Origin of the sequence: Marinomonas sp. BSi20584 (genome assembly GCF_002792415.1) — a bacterium.
Classification (GTDB): domain Bacteria; phylum Pseudomonadota; class Gammaproteobacteria; order Pseudomonadales; family Marinomonadaceae; genus Marinomonas; species Marinomonas polaris.
Map to the genome: position 1 here is coordinate 1 of NZ_KZ454869.1, position 18,195 is coordinate 18,195.

The window sequence follows — 18,195 nt, forward strand, 5'->3', positions numbered from 1 at the left end:
ATAGAGTCCAACTTTATGGGGTCAGTTCAGTTACGGGCTTTATCGTTTAAGGCCAATAAAAAATGCCAGTGCAACCTCCACATATTGCCTGTAAGGCTTTTTGAAGGTTAACACTGGCATTGCATTATATTAACAATATGATCTTACAGTAGAGTTTAGATGTTGTTTACAGGAATAAACTCTACTGGAGCCATTGTCATTGCATCTAGTGGTGGAGCGAAGTCCGTTAGAGTAATGCCATCCACAGCTGCTTTGTATTCTTCCAATGTTGGGAAACGTCCCAATATTGTAGAAAGCACGACTACTGGAGTAGAACCAAGCAAAGACTCACCTTTCTTCTCTTTAGAGTCTGCTACAACACGGCCTTGGAATAATCGAGTAGAGGTGGCAATAACCGTATCACCTGGCTCTGCTTTTTCTTGGTTACCCATGCATAGGTTACAACCAGGGCGTTCTAAGTACATGATGTTTTCGTATTTAGTGCGTGCTTCGCCTTTTGGCTTAGCATCATCAAATTCGAAGCCAGCATATTTTTTCAGAATATCCCAATCACCCTCAGCTTTTAACTCATCAACGATGTTATACGTTGGTGGCGCAACAACTAATGGAACTTTGAATGATACGCTACCGTTTTGTTTTTCAAGGTTACGCAACATTTGGGCGATGATTTGCATATCGCCTTTGTGAACCATGCAAGAGCCAACAAAACCTAGATCAACAGGCTTGTCTTTATAGAAAGAAACTTGGCGAATCACATCGTGAGTGTAACGTTTAGACACGTCATCATTGTTGACATCTGGGTCGGCAATCATTGGTTCAACGATTTCGTCAAGGTCAACAACGACATCAGCATAGTAATGAGCATTGTTGTCTGGAACTAGTGCAGGTTGTTCACCTGAAGTGATACCAGCAATACGCTTGTCTGCAAGCTTGATAAGGCCATGTAGAGTTTGTGCTTCATTCTCCATGCCTTTGTCTATCATGATCTGGATGCGTTTTTTAGCTAATTCAAGGGACTGGATAAGAGTCTTATCTTGAGAAATACAGATGGAAGCTTTAGCTTTCATCTCAGCAGTCCAGTCAGTGAAGGTAAAAGCTTGGTCAGCCATAAGTGTGCCGATGTGCACTTCGATTACACGACCTTGGAATACGTTTTCGCCGCCAAACTGTTTAAGCATCTGAGCTTGGGTAGCGTGTACAACGTCACGGAAATCCATGTAGCTCTTCATTTCACCTTTAAAGGTTACTTTTACAGACTCAGGGATTGGCATAGTTGCTTCACCTGTAGCAAGAGCTAATGCAACTGTTCCTGAATCGGCACCAAAAGCAACGCCTTTAGACATACGAGTATGAGAGTCACCACCAATGATAATTGCTGTGTCATCAACAGTAATGTCATTCAATACTTTATGAATAACGTCTGTCATTGGAGGATAAACGCCTTTAGGGTCACGGCCAGTTATCAATCCAAACTTGTTCATGAAAGACATAAGTTTTGGAATGTTAGCTTGGGCTTTAGAGTCCCAAACGGACGCAGTGTGACAGCCAGATTGATAAGCACCATCAACGCTTGGAGAAATAACAGTGGCAGCCATAGACTCCAATTCTTGAGCTGTCATTAAGCCAGTAGTATCTTGTGACCCAACAATGTTTACTTTTACGCGAACATCAGAGCCAGCGTGAAGTGCTTTTTTAGATTTAACACCTACTGCGTTTTTGTTGAAAATTTTCTCAACAGCCGTTAGGCCTTGATCATCGTTTGAAATTTCTTGTGCTGGAGCGTAAACAGTTGGTGTTGGGATGCCTAAAGTTTCTGCTGCAAATGTTTGTAATTTTTTACCAAAAACAACAGCGTAGGAGCTGCCTGCTTTCATAAACTCAACTTGTTGAGGAGTGAAAGCGGAAGAAACATCAACCAACTCTTTATCACCGTTGTAAAGTTTCTTTTCTTTAGTATTGATTGTTAGAACTGTGCCTGTTTCTACTGAGTAGGCTTGTTCAAGAATCGTGTCACCATTGGCATCAAGAACTGGTTTGCCATTGGCATCTACTTTCTTAACCCAGTTTTTCAGGTCTAGACCAATACCGCCAGTAACACCCACAGTTGTCATGAAAATAGGGGAGATACCGTTGGTGCCAGCAACAACTGGAGCAAAGTTAACGAATGGAATGTATGGGCTTGCTTGTTGACCAGCCCAAAGTGCGACGTTATTTACACCAGACATACGTGAAGAACCAACACCCATTGTGCCTTTCTCAGCGATAAGCATAACTTTCGCCGTTGGGTGTTTGATTTGTAATTCTTTGATTTCTTGCTGAGCTTCAGGTGTGATCATGCACTTACCATGCAGTTCACGGTCTGAACGAGAATGAGCTTGGTTACCTGGAGATAGTAAATCTGTTGAGATATCGCCTTCAGCTGCAATGTAAGTTACAACTTCAATTTTTTCGCTGATGTCAGGCAGTTTAGTGAAGAACTCTGCTTTGGCATAGCTCTCTAGAATGTCTTTAGCAATGGAGTTGCCTGCTTTATAAGCTGATTCTAGGCGTTCCATATCCGCTTCATATAAGAATACTTGAGTTTTTAACACTTCAGCAGCAGGAGCCGCAATAGCTGTATCATCAGACAATGCAAGGTCAATCAACACTTCAACTGATGGGCCGCCTTTCATGTGAGAAAGTAATTCTAGAGCAAACTCAGGTGAAATTTCTTTTACACTGCTTTCGCCTAGGATGATTTCTTTCAAAAATTCTGCTTTAACTATCGCAGCGCTTGTTGTGCCAGGCAAAGTATTGTAGATGAAAAAGTCTAGAGATTCTTTACGGTGTTCATGCTCAGAATCTTTGATTTGAGCGATGATTTCAGATAATAAATCGCCGCCATCAATTGGTTTAGGATGCAATCCTTGGCTTTTACGATTCTCTATTTCTTGTAAGTACTCTAAATATAAGCTCATTTGCACCTCTGAATAATAATTTACGATAATGTTATGTGCTAATAATGGAATTTAGGTTAACTATATTTGCTCTAAAGAAAATAGTGCATTTAACCTTATTTCTTCATTCCCTTGACTAGCGGTTTCTATACAGATCGTTTTTGCATCAAGGGGTAGATGCAGGAATTAACCCAAGTACAAGTCTTCCGACCTGTCTACAATATGTTTCTAGCATATTGATTCCCCTTAGTTTTCATTTTCGACTTTACTGATCGTAACGTTAAAAACATTGGCTTGATTTAAAGCAAAATCAAGTCAATCGACACTCTTATCATTTTTTGATGCGCTTATTTTATAGAAAAAAAGTGCTCAAGACTTACTATGCGCCATAACAATTTCGAATAGGTGACATTTAGCGGAATTATTCTGATTTAGGTAAGTCATCAGATTGCTGAATAATCCTCACTACCCTAAAACCCCAATTACTGGCTTTTAAATCAGGTTGAGCCCTGTAACGAGTAGAGCTACGACCAACTCTTGGGATATCAAACCAAGATCCACCTCGAAGTACTCTGTTGTCGCACTGATTTGCCAACCAAACTTGGTTATTAGTTGGCGCTCCATCATAAGTATCGTGATAGCAGTCTTCTACCCATTCTGCGACATTACCGTGCATATCAAATAAGCCTAGCGGATTACTTGCTTGACTGCCAACTGGCGCTGAAGATATGCCATCCCATTGACTTCCACAGCTATCACAAACGCTATAACCTTGCTTAACATTGTCGCCATACCAAAAAGCAGTATTTGAATCTGCTCTGGCGGAGTATTCCCACTCAATTTCTGTAGGCAAGCGGTACTCTGCATTTGTTTCGCTAGAAATCCACGCGGTATAGGCTTTTGCGTCGTACCAGCTAACATTTATAACTGGTCGCTTTCCTCGCCCCCAGCCATTATCAGGAGGGAGCTCTCGGCTAGTAGCTCTTGCAAATTTGTCGTACTGGTCAAAAGTAACTTCATATTTACTGATGTAAAAACCGTTTGGAATATCAACTTCATGAGCTGGCTTTTCATTATCATCACCCATTTTGCTTTGATCACCCATTATAAAGGTAGCAGGAGGGATTTTTTCAATTCTTGGCGCTGTTCCTCCTGATATAAGTGGTTCTTCTAGGATTTGTGGCAAGGCTTCGAATGGCGTTTCTATTACGACTTCTGGCTGCACTGCTTTGGGTGTGATAACAACCTTTTCAGGCGGTGGCGTATCAGGCCATAAGACAATCGCAGCAATAAGACTTGTGGTAACAAAAACGCCAGCACCAATAGTGATGGGAGATAAAGTGCGAATATAGCGTTTAACAGCTCGTTTTGTTGCTGAACTATCGCTAACTTCTGGTTTATAAAGATTGGCTCGAATGATTCGAATTACTTCAGTTAACGATTTGGGACGATGGCGTTCGCTTTCACGACTCCATTTTAGTAAACGGCCCCATGTAGAATCGCTTAAATTAGGGTGGGTGTCTGGAAGGCTTGTAGTGAAATCTTTATCAAGGATAGATTCTCCCAATAACGCCGCCATTAAGAGTCGCATAAAAGCAAAGCTATCCGAAGCCGCTGTGCGTTGTTGGTCTTTTTTTAGATACTCAGGAGGGAAGAAGCGTACATCCATTTCGCTGCTTTCAATTCGCTTCATCCAGTTATGAGAACCAAATCCTGTCATTAAGCCTAGGCCATTAACCACATGAATCGAATTTAAATCCAAATGGCCATGGAAGAGGCCGTTTCGGTGAACTTGATCCAATGCTTTGGCGATGTTGTCGAATAAACTAATGACGACATTAAGAGGCGCTCCGTCTGGGTATTTACCTAAAAAGCTGTAGAGGTTTTCGCCACCACAGACAGCAGAGCATGAAAACACCCACAAATTAGAATAAAACGGAGGGTAATTTGGAGTGATGGCAGGGTGTTTTACACTGGCGTATTTCCTAGAGTTTTGTAAGAAGTCTTCAACCTTGCCTTTGTTGGATTGAAAGAAGCGCAGGACAAAAGGGCGTCCACCTTGATCTGCAACCCAAGTGGTTTTATGGCTATCCATAGGGTAATTTAAAACATACGGATCTAGCTCGACGCCAACATGTTGGCCAATTTTTAGTTTTGTAGGATCATAAAAATCATTCATTACGAATTTGATATCCAAATCAAGACGTTGCTGCCTAAGTGCTTAATACAGGGTATAATCACGTTTTTTAACATAAAAAGGTAGAGTAATGTTATCAGCGTACCCAGAGCTTGTTGAATTTCTTCCCTGTAAATCTCCTGAGGCATGGGTAAATTGGGCTCTTGAGAATCAAACTCTGCTATTAAATGATCATGCTCACTGTGAAAAAAAAGCAGCTTCAACGGCTATGAGTCTAATGTATCGCTATGTTGATCGTGATAATTTGCTTCATAAAATGTCTCGCTTGGCTCGTGAAGAGCTATTGCATTTCGAGCAAGTTCATAAAATCATGCGAAAACGTGGCGTCGCCTACGATCATTTGTCGGCTTCACGCTATGCTGATGGTCTACGAAAACATATTCGAACCCATGAACCTGCGCGTTTAGTTGATACCATGATTATTGGCGCTTTTGTTGAGGCACGTTCTTGTGAGCGTTTTGCTGCCTTAGCTCCGCATCTAGATGATGAGTTGTCGAAGTTCTATATTTCATTACTAAAATCAGAAGCAAGACATTTTGAAGATTACCTTGAGCTTGCAAAAGAATATTCAAACGAACCAATTGACGATCGCGTGGCTTTTTTCCGTGATTTAGAAGAAAAGCTTATTACTGAACCTGATGAAGAGTTCCGTATGCACAGTGGGCCACCAAGCCTGATGTAAGTTACAAAATGCCACAATCTACTTACGCATCTTAATGGTGACTTTTAGGCAGGATGCTACACTCATATTATCAGTCAGATCTTCTGGAGAATATAATGGGCATACATAAGAGCGAAACCCTGCCAGATGTCACGTATTGGCTTGCACTGGAAATTGCGAAAGTAGACCCTGTGGTGGACTTAGACGTGATGTATAAAGGCTCTCTGGAGCTAGATTTTTTGTACCAACTACTTACTTGCAAAGTGCAACAACATTGGTGGCAAGCCTATGGTATTCAATTAAGTCCAGTAATTGTAAATAACGCCTTTTTTCGTGCTGTGGCCATGCTGCATAACCGTAATATAGAATTTTCTAGGTCTAGAAATGCAGATGAGACGGTTTGGGTGAGGGAGTTGTTATCGAGGGGGAGTCAGAAGCCGCGGTAACATAAACTAGGGGGATTTTGATTTATGATAGACAAATCATTTAAAGCAGTAAATTTACATCTTAGCATAATCAAATAAGCCCAAGACCAACAGGCAATTCGGTCTTGGGCTTAATTTTTTTGGCAACCTTAGAAATTAACAATACCTAATACGTTTAGGAATACAATAATAATAGCCAATGGCGTAATGTAGCGCATGGTAAATAACCAGAGTTGATGCATGATGGTAGAGCTTAAGCCTAGCTCATCTTGCATGACTGTTTTCTTCAATATCCAGCCACTAAAAATAGCCATCAATAAGCCACCAAGGGGCATAAGCCAGCTGGAGGTTAGATAATCAAGCATGTCAAAGAATGTTTTCCCGAATAGTGTCCATTCGGAGCCGATATTGAGAGAGACCACGACACCTAAGCCACCAAGCCAAAGCAATGAACCTGCTAACATGCAAGCTTTAAAACGTGTCATTTTAAATTTTTCGGTTAGCCAAGAAATAGTTGGCTCAAGCATTGAGATAGCTGATGTCAAAGCCGCAACCGCTAGCAATAAGAAAAACAAAGTGCCAAATGTACTGCCAAAAGGCATTTGACCAAAGGCAATAGGTAGGGTTACGAAGATCAGTCCCGGTCCAGCACCCGGTTCCAAACCATTTGCAAAGACAAGTGGGAAGATGGCGAGACCTGCAGCCAGTGCAACAACCGTGTCCATGATCGCTATTATCATGGTAGTTTTGCCAATCGAGACATTTTCAGGTAGGTATGAGCCGTAAGTCATAATGGCGCCTGACGCTAGACTTAGAGTGAAAAAGGCGTGACCGAGCGCGACTAAGAACCCTGTCCCAGTCATTTTGCTAAAATCTGCTTTGAACAAAAAGCTAACACCTTCCATAAAGTGTCCGCTGGTCATTGCGTACCCTACTAGAATCAGTAACAAAATTAGCAAGCCCGGCATTAATAAATTAATTGCTTTTTCAAGTCCACCATGTAGGCCGCGTAAAACAATGCCCATAGTTAAGCCCAAAACAACAGTCATCCAGATGGTTAGAGCAATAGGGTCCGCCAACATGCCGCCAAACATGGAGCCAATCGTGTCTCCATTTTCTCCGACAAAGCTTCCGGAAGCTGCTTTCGGGACGTACGCGAATGCCCAGCCAGCCACAACCGTATAAAACATAAGGATCATAAAGCCACACAACAATGCCATGACCCCGATGATTTTCCAGAAAGGATGCGCACCCGCTTCTCGTGCTAATGTAGCAATACCTTGGGCTGGGTTGTGTCGACCGCGTCGGCCTAAAGCGATTTCAGCCATCATAACGGGGATGCCAATTATCAGAATACAGCCTAGATAAACTAGTACGAATGCACCACCACCATGCTCGCCGGTTATGTAAGGAAATTTCCATATGTTGCCTAAGCCAACAGCTGAACCGACGGCAGCAAGAATGAATGCCATTCGAGTTGACCATTGAACACGAGTAGGTGACGATTTAGTAGAGCCAGAATATCCAGCCGAGGAATAGTTATCAGACATGAAGGTTGTACCTTTTTATTTATTTTTATGGTAGTGCTCAACATGGTAAGTTGGGCGTACGAATTAGTTACCAGACCGCTCTTTCGGATCACGAAAAAGAATATAGTAAGGCAGAATACTCTCTATTTTTTGATACACGGTCAAGTCCGATAGGATTGTTTTTGTATCGCAATAGGTGGGTTGTTGATTATTTCACGCTATAGTTTGTGGGGAGAAAACGCTTCAGCCTGTGCTAACCAGAGGTGAAGCGTAGTTTTGATGCAGAGTGCTAACAAATAAGTAAAGTTTTACGATGAACTTCTTGCAGTCCAGCAAGCCCATTTTCGTTAAAATCCTCTACCAATGATTTTGATTGAGAATAAATACCGTCCTTAATGCTTGCTAGCCAGACAAAGGTATCCCAATCGCCTAATACGCAGCGCAAATAGAGATCACCTTTATGAACGTCTGGTCTATGCGTGTGACCATGAATCACGCTTTTGCAGTTATGTTGAGACAAAGAGTCTTCAACAGCTGATGGCGTGACATCCATGATTGCCATGGATTTTTCTGTCGCCATGGATTTACTGTCATTGCGAAGTTGAGCTGCTAGCGAGATACGTTGCTCAAGTGGCATAGCGAGAATGTGTTCTTGCCATGCGCTAGAACGTACCGTTTTTCTGAACGCTTGATACTCAGTATCTTCTATGCAGTATTCGTCACCATGTGTTAGTAGTACAGTACAACTTTCAAGAGGTAATTTGGTTTGCTCATGAATGAGTTTAGCACCTACACGGTTAATCCAATCGCTACCAATCAAGAAATCTCGGTTGCCATGCAAAAAATACAAAGCGATTCCTGACTGAGATATTTCTGCCAAGGCATTTTCTATTTGAGTATTCCAATCTGCCTGATAATCGTCACCGATCCAAGCTTCGTAGAAGTCACCTAAAATATAGAGTTCGGCCTTTTCATCGCGTGAAATAAGTTCTTTGCTCATTCGTATAAACGCTCGGATAAGATCCGGGCGTTTATCACTTAGATGTAAATCTGAAATAAAATAACGAATCATTAGCCTTCGCTTTTTACTAATTCAGCGCTTTCAATGATAACGTCTTCTGCAGGAACATCTTGGTGTCCAGACTTCATTGTTGTTTTCACTTCTTTGATTTTGTTTACTACGTCCATACCTGCAGTAACTTTACCAAATACTGCGTAACCCCAACCATCTGGAGTTTTGCTGCGGTGATTTAAGAAGCTGTTGTCTGCAACGTTGATGAAAAACTGCGCAGAAGCTGAATGTGGGTCCATGGTGCGAGCCATCGCCAATGTGCCGATTTCATTTTTTAGGCCATTGTCCGCTTCATTTTCAATCGCTGTACGTGATTCTTTTTGTGTCATGCCTGGTTCAAAACCGCCGCCTTGAACCATGAAGCCATTAATTACACGGTGGAAAATAACACCATCGTAAAAACCTGAGGTTACATAGTCTTCGAAGTTTTTCGCAGATTTTGGCGCTTTTTCGTAATCTAGTTCAACGTGAATGTCACCGTGGTTTGTATGTAGAATGATCATTTAAGATTCCTTGTATGGTTAATATAACAATGTGGTAATAAGTAAATCGTATTCAATGCTTAATCGATATTGAGCATTTTATGTGTTTGTAAGCTAAGACGCCACCGCGGATGCGATAAACAATAGTGTAAAGTGGCTTGTTGCGTATCAATGAGTGGGATTTGATCCGTTGTTAGGTGGCTTTGATCCATGGGCTGTAAATAAAAATGTGAAAAATCCAGTGTTTCAAAGTAATCTGGGGATATATGTGACTGCGGATAAACCAACTTGAGTTCGTCTCCTTTGGTTACAACCAAAGGTTTAGCTGTTTTAGGGCTAACACATATCCAATCAATCCCATCGGGTAATGCCATTGTTCCATTCGTTTCAATCGCGATGGTATATCCATGCTGTTTCATTTCAACGATGAGCTCATCGTCTAGCTGAAGAGCGGGTTCGCCGCCAGTAAAAACAACGTATTTATGTCCTTGACCGCCAGGCCAAAGCACATCTATATGGGTGCGTAATTGTTCGGCGGTTTTAAATTTTCCGCCATGTTGCCCATTTGTTCCGATAAAATCAGTATCACAAAATTGGCATTCAGATGTGGCGCGCGTTTTTTCTGAACCAGACCACAAATTGCAGCCGGTAAAACGGCAAAATAGAGCAGGGCGACCAGCATGAGCGCCTTCGCCTTGTAATGAATAAAAGGCTTCTTTAATAGAATACATTTGGTTACACCTATTACATCTCGAAAACAGTCGAGGTAAGGGTTATAACTTTAGTTGATAATTTAATGACTAAAATTGGACATTTGTGGAACAAAAACCAATCAGCACTAAAACAAACACACTAAAATCAGAATAAGTAATTTGTTTAACTCGGTGGTTAAACTTCATAATCCAATGGATCTGTTTTACCTTGTTCAGCAAACGCTTCTAGGCGTTCGTAGCAGGCACCACATTTACCACAAGATTTTTCACGGCCATTGTAACAAGTCCATGTGTTGGCATAGTCGAGATCCATTTTCAATCCGGTTTTTAAAATTTCGCCCTTTGAAGAATGTAAAAACGGAGTGACGATTTCTACAGACTGGTAGTTGGCAATTTTAGATACCGCGTTCATGGCTTCCACAAACTCTGGACGGCAATCAGGGTAAATATGATGATCGCCAGAATGAGCACCGTAATAGACTTTGCCAGCTTCTAACGAAACAGCATAAGCAATTGCCATTGAAAGCAAAACCATGTTGCGATTTGGTACTACGGTAGACTTCATGTTGTCGTCTTCATAATGGCCTTCTGGAATTTCAGTATCGCCAGTTAGCGATGAGTTTGCCATTAAACTATTAATTGCGGTGATATCAATAATTTTATGAGAAACGCCTAATTCACGACATACCTGTGCGGCGACCTCTAATTCTTTGCTGTGCTTTTGTCCGTAGTTAAAAGATAAAGCATAAACATCTAGTCCGTTTTGAATTGCCGTATTCAGAACGGTAAAAGAATCCATTCCTCCTGAATACACAACGACAGCTTTTTCAGACATCTTTTGGTTCCTCAAAATAAGCCTTATTTGGTACTGCAAAAATGACAGTAACAAGGCCAGAGTTTATAAAACGCGGAGTATAGCAGACAGCCAATAACTCAAACTAGAAATCTAAGAGGAAGTTGTGCTTGTAACGATTAGAACTTTGCGATATTTTTATATCCGTAACTGGTTACCTATTTTTTGGTCGACCTTACTCTATTGTAAAAATTTTATATGCTGGAAACTTCATGGAACAGTTCGGAGTACTAACACTTGGCAGTCGATTAAAGCGATTAAGTGATCATTTGTTTATTCAAGTGCAAGAAATTTATTCCCAGTGCGATATACCTATTTCGGCAACCTATTTTCCTATTCTTAGGTTGTTGCAGAAAACGGGAAGTTTATCTGTGATGGAAATTGCTGACCGTTTGCATCTAAGTCACCCTGCGGTGAGCAAGCAAACTACTAAGATGATCAAAGAAGCGCTGTTAGAGAAAACAGTGGATGAGCAAGATCAGCGAAGATCTTCCTTACGCCTTTCTGAGTTTGGTTTAAGTGCTATGCTTCGTGTGGAGCCCGTCTTACATGAAATGAAAATCATCCTTGAAAAAATGACGGCTTTTTCTAGTGATAATTTTATGAACGGCCTGTCTTATTTGGAATCGCAGGTTTTAGGCGGAAGCTTAGCGGATAAAGTGCTAGACCGCTTAGAATCTATTCAAATTGTATCGCTAGAAAGTCAGCATGATAAAGCGTTTTATGATCTAAATATGGCTTGGCTTGAGCGATATTTTCCAGAACAGATTGCAGAGAAAGATCGGATCGTGTTGAGTAATCCGCAAGAAGAAGTTATTGAAAAAGGCGGTGTGGTTTGGGTGGCGATTCGCAAAACAAAATCGGTAGATTCTGTCGTTGGAACCATTGCTTTTGCTCCTCTGAAAGACAGTGCTTTGGATAATAAAAGAGGTGAAGTATTTAAATTGTCAGTTGCTGAGCACGCTCAAGGAAAAGGAATTGCTCAACGTTTGCTGTCTACTGCTATTGATTTTGCTACTCAAGGCGGCTTTTCTGTGTTGTCGCTAGAGACAGCGTCGTGCCTAAAATTGGCAAGGCGTCTCTATGATAAAAATGGTTTTGTTGAGAAGCCATTTCCCAATCCTTCTTTGTACGCAAGAGCGGATGTCTATATGGAAAAATCATTAATATTAAAAATGCATCGAGATCCTTCATGAATACAATGCAACATATGCGACGAGGTGCTGTAGCCTCCATACCTATGATTATTGGCGGTATTCCTTTTGGTTTGCTTTTTGGTTCGTTAGCGTCGAGTTATGGGTTGAGTCCTTGGTTTGCTGTGGCTATGTCAGCTTTTGTTTTTGCGGGCTCAGCGCAATTTGTTGCACTTGGATTAATAGCACTACACGCTCCTTTATGGGTAATTATTTCGACCACCTTTATTGTTAATCTTCGTCATCTTTTATACGCCGCGGATTTGGTCAAATTTGTGAAGCATCTACCAATGCCAATGCGAATTATTATGGGCTTTGGGTTGATTGATGAAACTTATGCTGCCGTTCGTCCAATGTATGAAGTGGGAGCGGCCGATGAAAAAAATGGACACAAGGTCTATCTAGGTTCTTTTCTCTCGTTTTATGTAATGTGGAATGTGACTACCATTTTAGGTGTGTTGTCTGGAGAGCTAATTCCCGGTATGAGCGAATGGGGACTGGAATTTGCTATGGTAGCGACCTTTGTTGGAATCATTACGCCATATTTAAAACATAAAGCATTTTGGTTGTGTTTATTAAGTGCAGGTGCATCTTCAATCATATTATCTGGTCTGCCAAATAATTTAGGATTGTTGGTCTCTGCAGTAATTGGTGTGGTGATGGGGTATGTGGTGGATTCTACTAATAAAACAATTTCGGACTCAAATGAGAATATGCAAGAGGTGAGCAAATGACTTTATGGCAAGGGTCTCTCATAATTCTGGGTATGTTTGTTGTTACTTTTGGTGTGCGGTTTGTTCTGTTCGCGCGAGCGGACAAAGTTGTTATGCCTGCTTTTATTGAAAAAGCGTTAAAGTTTGTTCCAGTTGCGGTTTTGACTGCAATCATTACGCCGATGATTTTGATGCCGAATCAGCACGTGGATTTCTCGTCATCTAATCCTTGGTTACTTGGTGCGTTGGCGGCTTTTGTTGTGGGTATTTGGCGTCAGCAACAGCTGCTGACTATTTTAGTGGGCGTTTTGGTTTTCTTTGCGGCGAAATACGGATTTTCTTTATAAAAAAAAGAGAAAAAGGCAGAAAAGATTTTCTGCTCAATATCCCATGCAAACCTAAATACTATATACTTGTCGGTCGAAGTAACAATATTGTTAGACCAACACTTATCGGGACTTACATCAAACATGTCAGAAACGTCTAAACCAAGTAATTTCATTACCCAAATCATTGATAAAGATAACGAATCAGGCAAGCATGGCGGTAAGGTTCTTACTCGCTTTCCACCTGAACCAAATGGCTACTTACACATTGGCCATGCTAAATCTATTTGCCTTAATTTTGGCTTAGCGCAGCGTTACAATGGTCAATGTAATCTACGTTTCGATGACACTAACCCAGAGAAGGAAAGTGTTGAATACATTGAATCTATTAAACGCGATGTTGAGTGGCTTGGTTTTGAATGGAAAGGCGAACCTAAGTTTGCTTCAGACTATTTTGATCAGTTATTTGATTTTGCTGTGCAGCTTATTCAAGCAGGCAAAGCTTATGCTTGTGAGCTTAATGCTGAGCAAATGCGCGAATACCGTGGCACCTTAAAAGAGCCAGGTAAAAACAGCCCATTCCGTGATCGTACCGTTGAAGAAAATATGGCCATCTTTATGGACATGAAAAACGGTAAGTATAAAGACGGCGAAGTTGTTTTGCGTGCCAAGATAGATATGGCAAGCCCAAACATCAATATGCGTGATCCGATCATTTATCGAGTTCGTCATGTACACCATCACCAAACGGGTGACAAATGGTGTGTCTACCCCATGTACGACTTTACTCATTGCTTGTCCGATGCATTAGAAAATATTACGCATTCTGTATGTACGCTTGAATTCCAAGACCATCGTCCATTGTACGATTGGGTTCTAGAGACATTAGATACGGCACATCCGCAGCAAATTGAATTTGCGCGTTTGAATTTGAACTACACGGTAACAAGCAAACGTAAGTTGAAGTTACTGGTAGACGAAAAACATGTTCATGGTTGGGATGATCCTCGTATGCCAACGATTTCTGGTTTGCGCCGTCGTGGTTATACGTCGCTGTCTATCCGCAACTTCTGTGAGCGCATTGGTGTGACCAAGTCTGACAGCGTTGTAGATGTTGGCATGCTCGAACATGCTATTCGTGAAGATCTGGATGCGAGCGCAAATCGAGTCATGGTCGTTTTAAATCCAATTAAGGTGACCTTGACCAACTATCCAGCAGACAAAGAAGAAATCTTCACCGTAGGTAATCACCCGAAAAGCGAAGAAGCGGGTACTCGCGAAGTGCCGTTTAGCAAAGATCTATACATAGACGCTGCTGATTTTGCTGAAGTGCCACCTCGTAAATGGAAACGTTTGACACTGGATGGTGCTGTTCGTCTTCGTGGCGGTTACGTCATTACTTGTGATGAAGCGATCAAAAACGAAGCGGGCGAAGTGGTTGAACTACTTTGTCGCTATGATGAAAACACTCTTGGTGTGAATCCTGAAGATTACAAACCAAAAGGTGTGATTCATTGGGTGAGCGCAAAACATGCAGTAGATGCAACAGTTAATCTTTATGATCGCTTATTCGTAAACGAAGCACCTGATGCAAATTATGAAGATAAGAACTTCTTAGACTTTATTAATCCAGAGTCTTTGACGGTATTAACAAATGCTAAAGTTGAGCCATCTTTGTTGACGTCTGACAAAGGTCAAGGCTTCCAGTTTGAGCGTGAAGGGTATTTTTGTCGCGATCTGAAAGAAGACGGTATGGTATTTAACCGTACTGTGACATTACGTGACTCTTGGGCGAAAATCGAAGCAAAAGGAAATTAAGCGCATGTTGAAGATTTACAACACCCTAAGCGGGAAGAAAGAAATTTTCAAACCAATTGAAGAGGGCAAAGTGGGGATGTATGTCTGTGGTAACACGGTATACGACTTCTGTCACATTGGTCATGCTCGCGCGATGATCTCCTTTGATATTATTTCGCGTTTTATTCGTCATCTTGGCTATGAGCTGAATTACGTTCGCAATATTACTGATGTTGACGACAAAATTATTAAGCGTGCAGAAGAAAATAACGAATCAACTCAGTCGTTGACTGAGCGCATGATTGCTGCGCAGCGCGAAGATGAACTGCGTCTTGGCAATAAAATGCCAGATCGTGAGCCAAAGGCGACTGAGTTTATGCAAGAAATTATCGATATGGTGCAAATCCTTATTGATAAAGGTTTTGCTTATCAGGGCACTTCTGGCGACGTTTATTATCGAGCCACTAAATTCAAAGATTACGGCAAATTAAATAACCGTAAGCTTGAAGATATGTTGGCTGGTGCGCGTATTGATGTTGAGGTGGCAAAAGAGCATCCAGCGGATTTCGTTTTGTGGAAACAAGCGAAAGCTGGCGAAGTGTCTTGGTCTTCTCCTTGGGGTGATGGTCGTCCTGGTTGGCATATTGAATGTTCTGCTATGTCGACTAATTGTCTTGGTAGTCATTTTGATATTCATGGTGGTGGGCCTGATCTTAAGTTCCCTCATCACGAAAACGAAATTGCTCAATCAGAGGCGGCGACAGGCAAAGACTATGTGAACTATTGGATGCACTGTGGTGCAGTTCGTGTTAACAACGAAAAAATGTCCAAGTCTTTGGGTAATTTTTTCACCGTGCGCGATGTATTGGCCAAGTTTAATCCTGAGGTGGTTCGCTACCTGATGGTTTCAAGCCAATATCGCAGTGCGATTGATTACTCAGATCAAAGTTTGCTAGAGGCTAAGGTTGCTTTAGAGCGCCTTTACACTGCTTTACGTCAACAGCAGGTTGCTGAGTCATTCGAGCCAACCGTCTTTACTGAGCGCTTTGAAGAGGCCATGAAGGATGACTTTAACACTGCAGTCGCTGTTTCTGTGTTGTTTGAGCTAGTTCGTGAGCTAAATAAAGCAAAAACAGAAGATGCAGATAAGGCCTTGGTGCTGGCTGCGGAGTTACGCTCTTTGGCAGAATTGCTTGGGTTGTTGTATCAAGATCCAGAGTACTTTTTGCAAAACAGCACTGTGTCTGAAGGATTAGATGAGGTGGCAATACAGGCTTTGATCGACGAAAGAACTCAAGCTCGGAAAGACAAAAACTTTGCTCGTAGCGATGAAATTCGTGATGAACTGGCTAGTCAAGGAATTGAACTTCTTGATAGTCGAGAAGGGACGACTTGGACCAGAAGTTAAAGTAGTAAATTGAGAATAATAAAAAGGCGATGTAATCCATCGCCTTTTTATTATATGACTAATTGTTGCTAGTCTTTGTCTTTTACCACTTTAACTGCTAATACGTCACATGGTGCGCCATGAAGAACGCCATTTGCTGTGGATCCTAATAATAGAGCAAGACCATGACGACCATGACTTCCTACAACAATAAGATCGACTCGTTTTTCTTCAGCAATACGGTGTATTTCGCTTTCTATGCCGCCTTGTGAAATACAGCTTTCTTGAACTGGAACGTCCAATTGGGCTTCAAGGATGGCAATGCGCTCTTTAGCAGTTTCTTGTAATTGTGCTTGAATATCTGTGATATCGATTGGTACATCACCACCATAGGCGTAATTGAGTGATTCAATAACATGGAGTATGGTAAGTTCCGCACCCGTTGCTTTGCATAGCGCGACGGCTTTATTAGCTACTTTAATACTTTCATCAGTTAGGTCAACAGCGAGTAAAATTCTGCTATACATCATAGAACACCTCCAAATTTGGCTCGATTAATTTATTTTAGTTTAAAACTAGAGAGACATTAAAATATGACCGCTCTTATTGTTATTTTTATTACACTATCATTAATGGGGTCGGCGTTATGGATTATGCCTCCTAAAAAAGAGCGTCAACGCATGGCTTTACGCATGCATGCTCGAAAACTTGGTCTTACTGTTCAGCTTACATCAATTGACCTTCCTGACAAGTGGGATAAATCAATGAATAGGCAAAAAACGATTGCCTATTCTTTTTATCGGCTGAAACCTGTAACTTCATTGCCTGATTGTATTTGGCTGCTACCTTATGAAGTATGGAAATATAATGCCCTGCTTAGTGGGTGGTGGTCTAGTGACTTATTTGCACTGGCTGCTGATGCCCAAAAAGCATTAGAAAAATACGGAGCATTGCTTGTAGGGGTAAAAATCACACCTGAGTGTGTGTCATTGTATTGGGATGAGGCTGGTGATGAGTCGGTTTTGGATGAGTTGGCTACACTGGTGTTTTCATTGGCTGAAGTAAAAAGCGTCCCTAATTAGAAATAAGAGTGACGCTTATTATGGTGTTAATAATATTGAATTAAGAATTCTTAGGTATTTCTAGGTTGTGAAGGAGTTCACTCAATACTTCTTCTGGGTTATCACTGGCTTTCATCGCTTCAATTTTAGGTGACAGTATCTGTTTCATTCGATCTGTTACGAAGTTTTTGAGGGTGTTTTTTTCTGGGCGCTCTGTGGCATCGGATTTAATGTGCGACAAAATTACCCCATAAAGAGTTTGTGCTACGCGCATGTCTCCACCAGCAAAGTTTTTATTTGCTTGAACCATTTGGCGATTTAATTGAATCCACAAGTTAAGCCAGCGCAGATATTCGTAGCAGGCTTGATAATGCGTATTACTAATACGTCCTTTTCGGCGTAAATAAAGCAACATTTTAGCAAGTTTAGTAAGGCGCTCTTTGTAGTTGCTTTTTTCTTGGAAGCTAAAAGGTTCAGGTTCTGGATTGAATGGAACGGGGTCGTTATTCCTGCCTTCTTCGGCGGTTGCAATGCGAACTTCAATCTTTTCGGGATCATCGGAATATTGCAGAAGCTCTCGAAGTGTGTCTAGATAGAAATCATAAAGCACATCGGTGGCAATGGTATCGGTATTAATATCTTTTAAACCGCGGATATGTTGTTCGACACGATCCGCGCGATTTGACAGTTGCAATTGTTTTACACGTCTTTGAGTGATTTCTTTTTCTTTTTGATGTGCTCTTGATCCAATGACCACAGATAAAAGTACAATAATGATCAAAAATGCAATTGTTAATATTTGGAGGGTAGCCATGATTGTCCTTAAGCAACGAATTCAGTATGTTAAATA

The 18,195-nt window shown here is 41.4% G+C and carries 17 protein-coding genes; 8 read left to right on the plus strand and 9 right to left on the minus strand.

The annotated features are described in order from the left end of the window. Positions 1-155 precede the first annotated feature (155 nt). Complete coding sequence (locus TY87_RS01585; protein ID WP_100185749.1) at positions 156-2,957, minus strand: bifunctional aconitate hydratase 2/2-methylisocitrate dehydratase; 2,802 nt, start codon at positions 2,955-2,957, stop codon at positions 156-158. Between the two features lie 400 nt (positions 2,958-3,357). After that, the gene (locus TY87_RS01590; RefSeq protein ID WP_100185750.1) at positions 3,358-5,115 is read right to left on the minus strand and encodes a formylglycine-generating enzyme family protein; all 1,758 of its coding nucleotides are present in this window, start codon (positions 5,113-5,115) and stop codon (positions 3,358-3,360) included. Between the two features lie 88 nt (positions 5,116-5,203). On the opposite strand from TY87_RS01590, the gene TY87_RS01595 reads away from it, so the two are divergent. Both TY87_RS01595 and TY87_RS01600 read left to right on the plus strand, forming a co-directional pair. Beyond that, positions 5,204-5,815 carry a MiaE family protein gene (locus TY87_RS01595; protein ID WP_100185751.1) on the plus strand — a complete coding sequence of 204 codons (612 nt, stop codon included), beginning with the start codon at positions 5,204-5,206 and terminating at the stop codon, positions 5,813-5,815. A gap of 95 nt (positions 5,816-5,910) precedes the next feature. Further along, positions 5,911-6,240: a hypothetical protein gene (locus TY87_RS01600; RefSeq protein WP_232617038.1), complete on the plus strand. Its 330-nt coding sequence runs from the start codon at positions 5,911-5,913 to the stop codon at positions 6,238-6,240. A 128-nt stretch (positions 6,241-6,368) separates the two neighbouring features. Here the strand turns inward: TY87_RS01600 and TY87_RS01605 are convergent, their stop codons facing one another. The 5 genes from TY87_RS01605 to queC form a co-directional block, all read right to left on the minus strand. Continuing rightward, positions 6,369-7,769, minus strand: coding sequence for a sodium-dependent transporter (locus tag TY87_RS01605; RefSeq protein ID WP_100185753.1), 1,401 nt, complete (start codon positions 7,767-7,769; stop codon positions 6,369-6,371). A gap of 268 nt (positions 7,770-8,037) precedes the next feature. Continuing rightward, positions 8,038-8,820, minus strand: a complete 783-nt coding sequence (locus TY87_RS01610; protein ID WP_100185754.1) for a UDP-2,3-diacylglucosamine diphosphatase — start codon at positions 8,818-8,820, stop codon at positions 8,038-8,040. After that, entirely contained in the window at positions 8,820-9,323 is a 504-nt protein-coding gene (locus tag TY87_RS01615) for a peptidylprolyl isomerase (RefSeq protein ID WP_072839153.1), read from the minus strand. Before TY87_RS01615 ends, TY87_RS01610 begins: the two co-directional genes overlap by 1 nt. Positions 9,324-9,382: 59 nt before the next feature. Beyond that, positions 9,383-10,033, minus strand: a complete 651-nt coding sequence (gene queE, locus TY87_RS01620) for a 7-carboxy-7-deazaguanine synthase (protein ID WP_100185755.1) — start codon at positions 10,031-10,033, stop codon at positions 9,383-9,385. Between the two features lie 157 nt (positions 10,034-10,190). Then, a complete protein-coding gene (gene queC, locus TY87_RS01625; protein ID WP_100185756.1) occupies positions 10,191-10,850 on the minus strand; it encodes a 7-cyano-7-deazaguanine synthase QueC in 660 nt (219 codons plus the stop codon). 230 nt (positions 10,851-11,080) lie between these two features. On the opposite strand from queC, the gene TY87_RS01630 reads away from it, so the two are divergent. The 5 genes from TY87_RS01630 to cysS all read left to right on the plus strand — a co-directional run bounded on the left by TY87_RS01630 (position 11,081) and on the right by cysS (position 16,305). After that, positions 11,081-12,064, plus strand: a complete 984-nt coding sequence (locus tag TY87_RS01630) for a bifunctional helix-turn-helix transcriptional regulator/GNAT family N-acetyltransferase (protein ID WP_100185757.1) — start codon at positions 11,081-11,083, stop codon at positions 12,062-12,064. Next, positions 12,061-12,795, plus strand: a complete 735-nt coding sequence (locus tag TY87_RS01635) for an AzlC family ABC transporter permease (RefSeq protein ID WP_100185758.1) — start codon at positions 12,061-12,063, stop codon at positions 12,793-12,795. The genes TY87_RS01630 and TY87_RS01635 overlap by 4 nt, the downstream gene beginning before the upstream one ends. After that, positions 12,792-13,121 carry an AzlD domain-containing protein gene (locus TY87_RS01640; RefSeq protein WP_100185759.1) on the plus strand — a complete coding sequence of 110 codons (330 nt, stop codon included), beginning with the start codon at positions 12,792-12,794 and terminating at the stop codon, positions 13,119-13,121. Before TY87_RS01635 ends, TY87_RS01640 begins: the two co-directional genes overlap by 4 nt. A 123-nt stretch (positions 13,122-13,244) precedes the next feature. After that, the gene (locus TY87_RS01645; protein WP_100185760.1) at positions 13,245-14,918 is read left to right on the plus strand and encodes a glutamine--tRNA ligase/YqeY domain fusion protein; all 1,674 of its coding nucleotides are present in this window, start codon (positions 13,245-13,247) and stop codon (positions 14,916-14,918) included. Positions 14,919-14,922: 4 nt separating this feature from the next. After that, positions 14,923-16,305 carry a cysteine--tRNA ligase gene (gene cysS, locus TY87_RS01650; RefSeq protein WP_072839146.1) on the plus strand — a complete coding sequence of 461 codons (1,383 nt, stop codon included), beginning with the start codon at positions 14,923-14,925 and terminating at the stop codon, positions 16,303-16,305. 68 nt (positions 16,306-16,373) lie between these two features. On the opposite strand, the gene TY87_RS01655 is transcribed toward cysS, so the two are convergent. After that, a complete protein-coding gene (locus TY87_RS01655) occupies positions 16,374-16,814 on the minus strand; it encodes a universal stress protein (RefSeq protein ID WP_072839145.1) in 441 nt (146 codons plus the stop codon). 63 nt (positions 16,815-16,877) lie between these two features. Here TY87_RS01655 and TY87_RS01660 point away from each other — a divergent pair, with 63 nt between their 5' ends. After that, on the plus strand, positions 16,878-17,366 hold the full coding sequence (locus TY87_RS01660) for a hypothetical protein (RefSeq protein ID WP_100185761.1): 489 nt from the start codon (positions 16,878-16,880) through the stop codon (positions 17,364-17,366). A 40-nt stretch (positions 17,367-17,406) separates the two neighbouring features. Here TY87_RS01660 and TY87_RS01665 read toward each other — a convergent pair whose 3' ends face one another. Continuing rightward, positions 17,407-18,159, minus strand: coding sequence for a DNA topoisomerase I (locus TY87_RS01665; RefSeq protein ID WP_072839143.1), 753 nt, complete (start codon positions 18,157-18,159; stop codon positions 17,407-17,409). Between the last annotated feature and the right edge of the window lie 36 nt (positions 18,160-18,195).

Excerpts from the sequence above, each read along its gene's own strand:
- TY87_RS01585 (WP_100185749.1), bottom strand. The coding sequence starts at position 2,957 with ATGAGCTTATATTTAGAGTACTTACAAGAAATAGAGAATCGTAAAAGC.
- TY87_RS01610 (WP_100185754.1), bottom strand. The coding sequence starts at position 8,820 with ATGATTCGTTATTTTATTTCAGATTTACATCTAAGTGATAAACGCCCG.
- TY87_RS01595 (WP_100185751.1), top strand. The coding sequence starts at position 5,204 with ATGTTATCAGCGTACCCAGAGCTTGTTGAATTTCTTCCCTGTAAATCT.
- TY87_RS01660 (WP_100185761.1), top strand. The coding sequence starts at position 16,878 with ATGACCGCTCTTATTGTTATTTTTATTACACTATCATTAATGGGGTCG.
- cysS (WP_072839146.1), top strand. The coding sequence starts at position 14,923 with ATGTTGAAGATTTACAACACCCTAAGCGGGAAGAAAGAAATTTTCAAA.
- TY87_RS01665 (WP_072839143.1), bottom strand. The coding sequence starts at position 18,159 with ATGGCTACCCTCCAAATATTAACAATTGCATTTTTGATCATTATTGTA.
- TY87_RS01640 (WP_100185759.1), top strand. The coding sequence starts at position 12,792 with ATGACTTTATGGCAAGGGTCTCTCATAATTCTGGGTATGTTTGTTGTT.
- TY87_RS01590 (WP_100185750.1), bottom strand. The coding sequence starts at position 5,115 with ATGAATGATTTTTATGATCCTACAAAACTAAAAATTGGCCAACATGTT.
- TY87_RS01645 (WP_100185760.1), top strand. The coding sequence starts at position 13,245 with ATGTCAGAAACGTCTAAACCAAGTAATTTCATTACCCAAATCATTGAT.
- TY87_RS01635 (WP_100185758.1), top strand. The coding sequence starts at position 12,061 with ATGAATACAATGCAACATATGCGACGAGGTGCTGTAGCCTCCATACCT.
- queC (WP_100185756.1), bottom strand. The coding sequence starts at position 10,850 with ATGTCTGAAAAAGCTGTCGTTGTGTATTCAGGAGGAATGGATTCTTTT.
- TY87_RS01615 (WP_072839153.1), bottom strand. The coding sequence starts at position 9,323 with ATGATCATTCTACATACAAACCACGGTGACATTCACGTTGAACTAGAT.
- TY87_RS01600 (WP_232617038.1), top strand. The coding sequence starts at position 5,911 with ATGGGCATACATAAGAGCGAAACCCTGCCAGATGTCACGTATTGGCTT.
- TY87_RS01655 (WP_072839145.1), bottom strand. The coding sequence starts at position 16,814 with ATGATGTATAGCAGAATTTTACTCGCTGTTGACCTAACTGATGAAAGT.
- TY87_RS01605 (WP_100185753.1), bottom strand. The coding sequence starts at position 7,769 with ATGTCTGATAACTATTCCTCGGCTGGATATTCTGGCTCTACTAAATCG.
- TY87_RS01630 (WP_100185757.1), top strand. The coding sequence starts at position 11,081 with ATGGAACAGTTCGGAGTACTAACACTTGGCAGTCGATTAAAGCGATTA.
- queE (WP_100185755.1), bottom strand. The coding sequence starts at position 10,033 with ATGTATTCTATTAAAGAAGCCTTTTATTCATTACAAGGCGAAGGCGCT.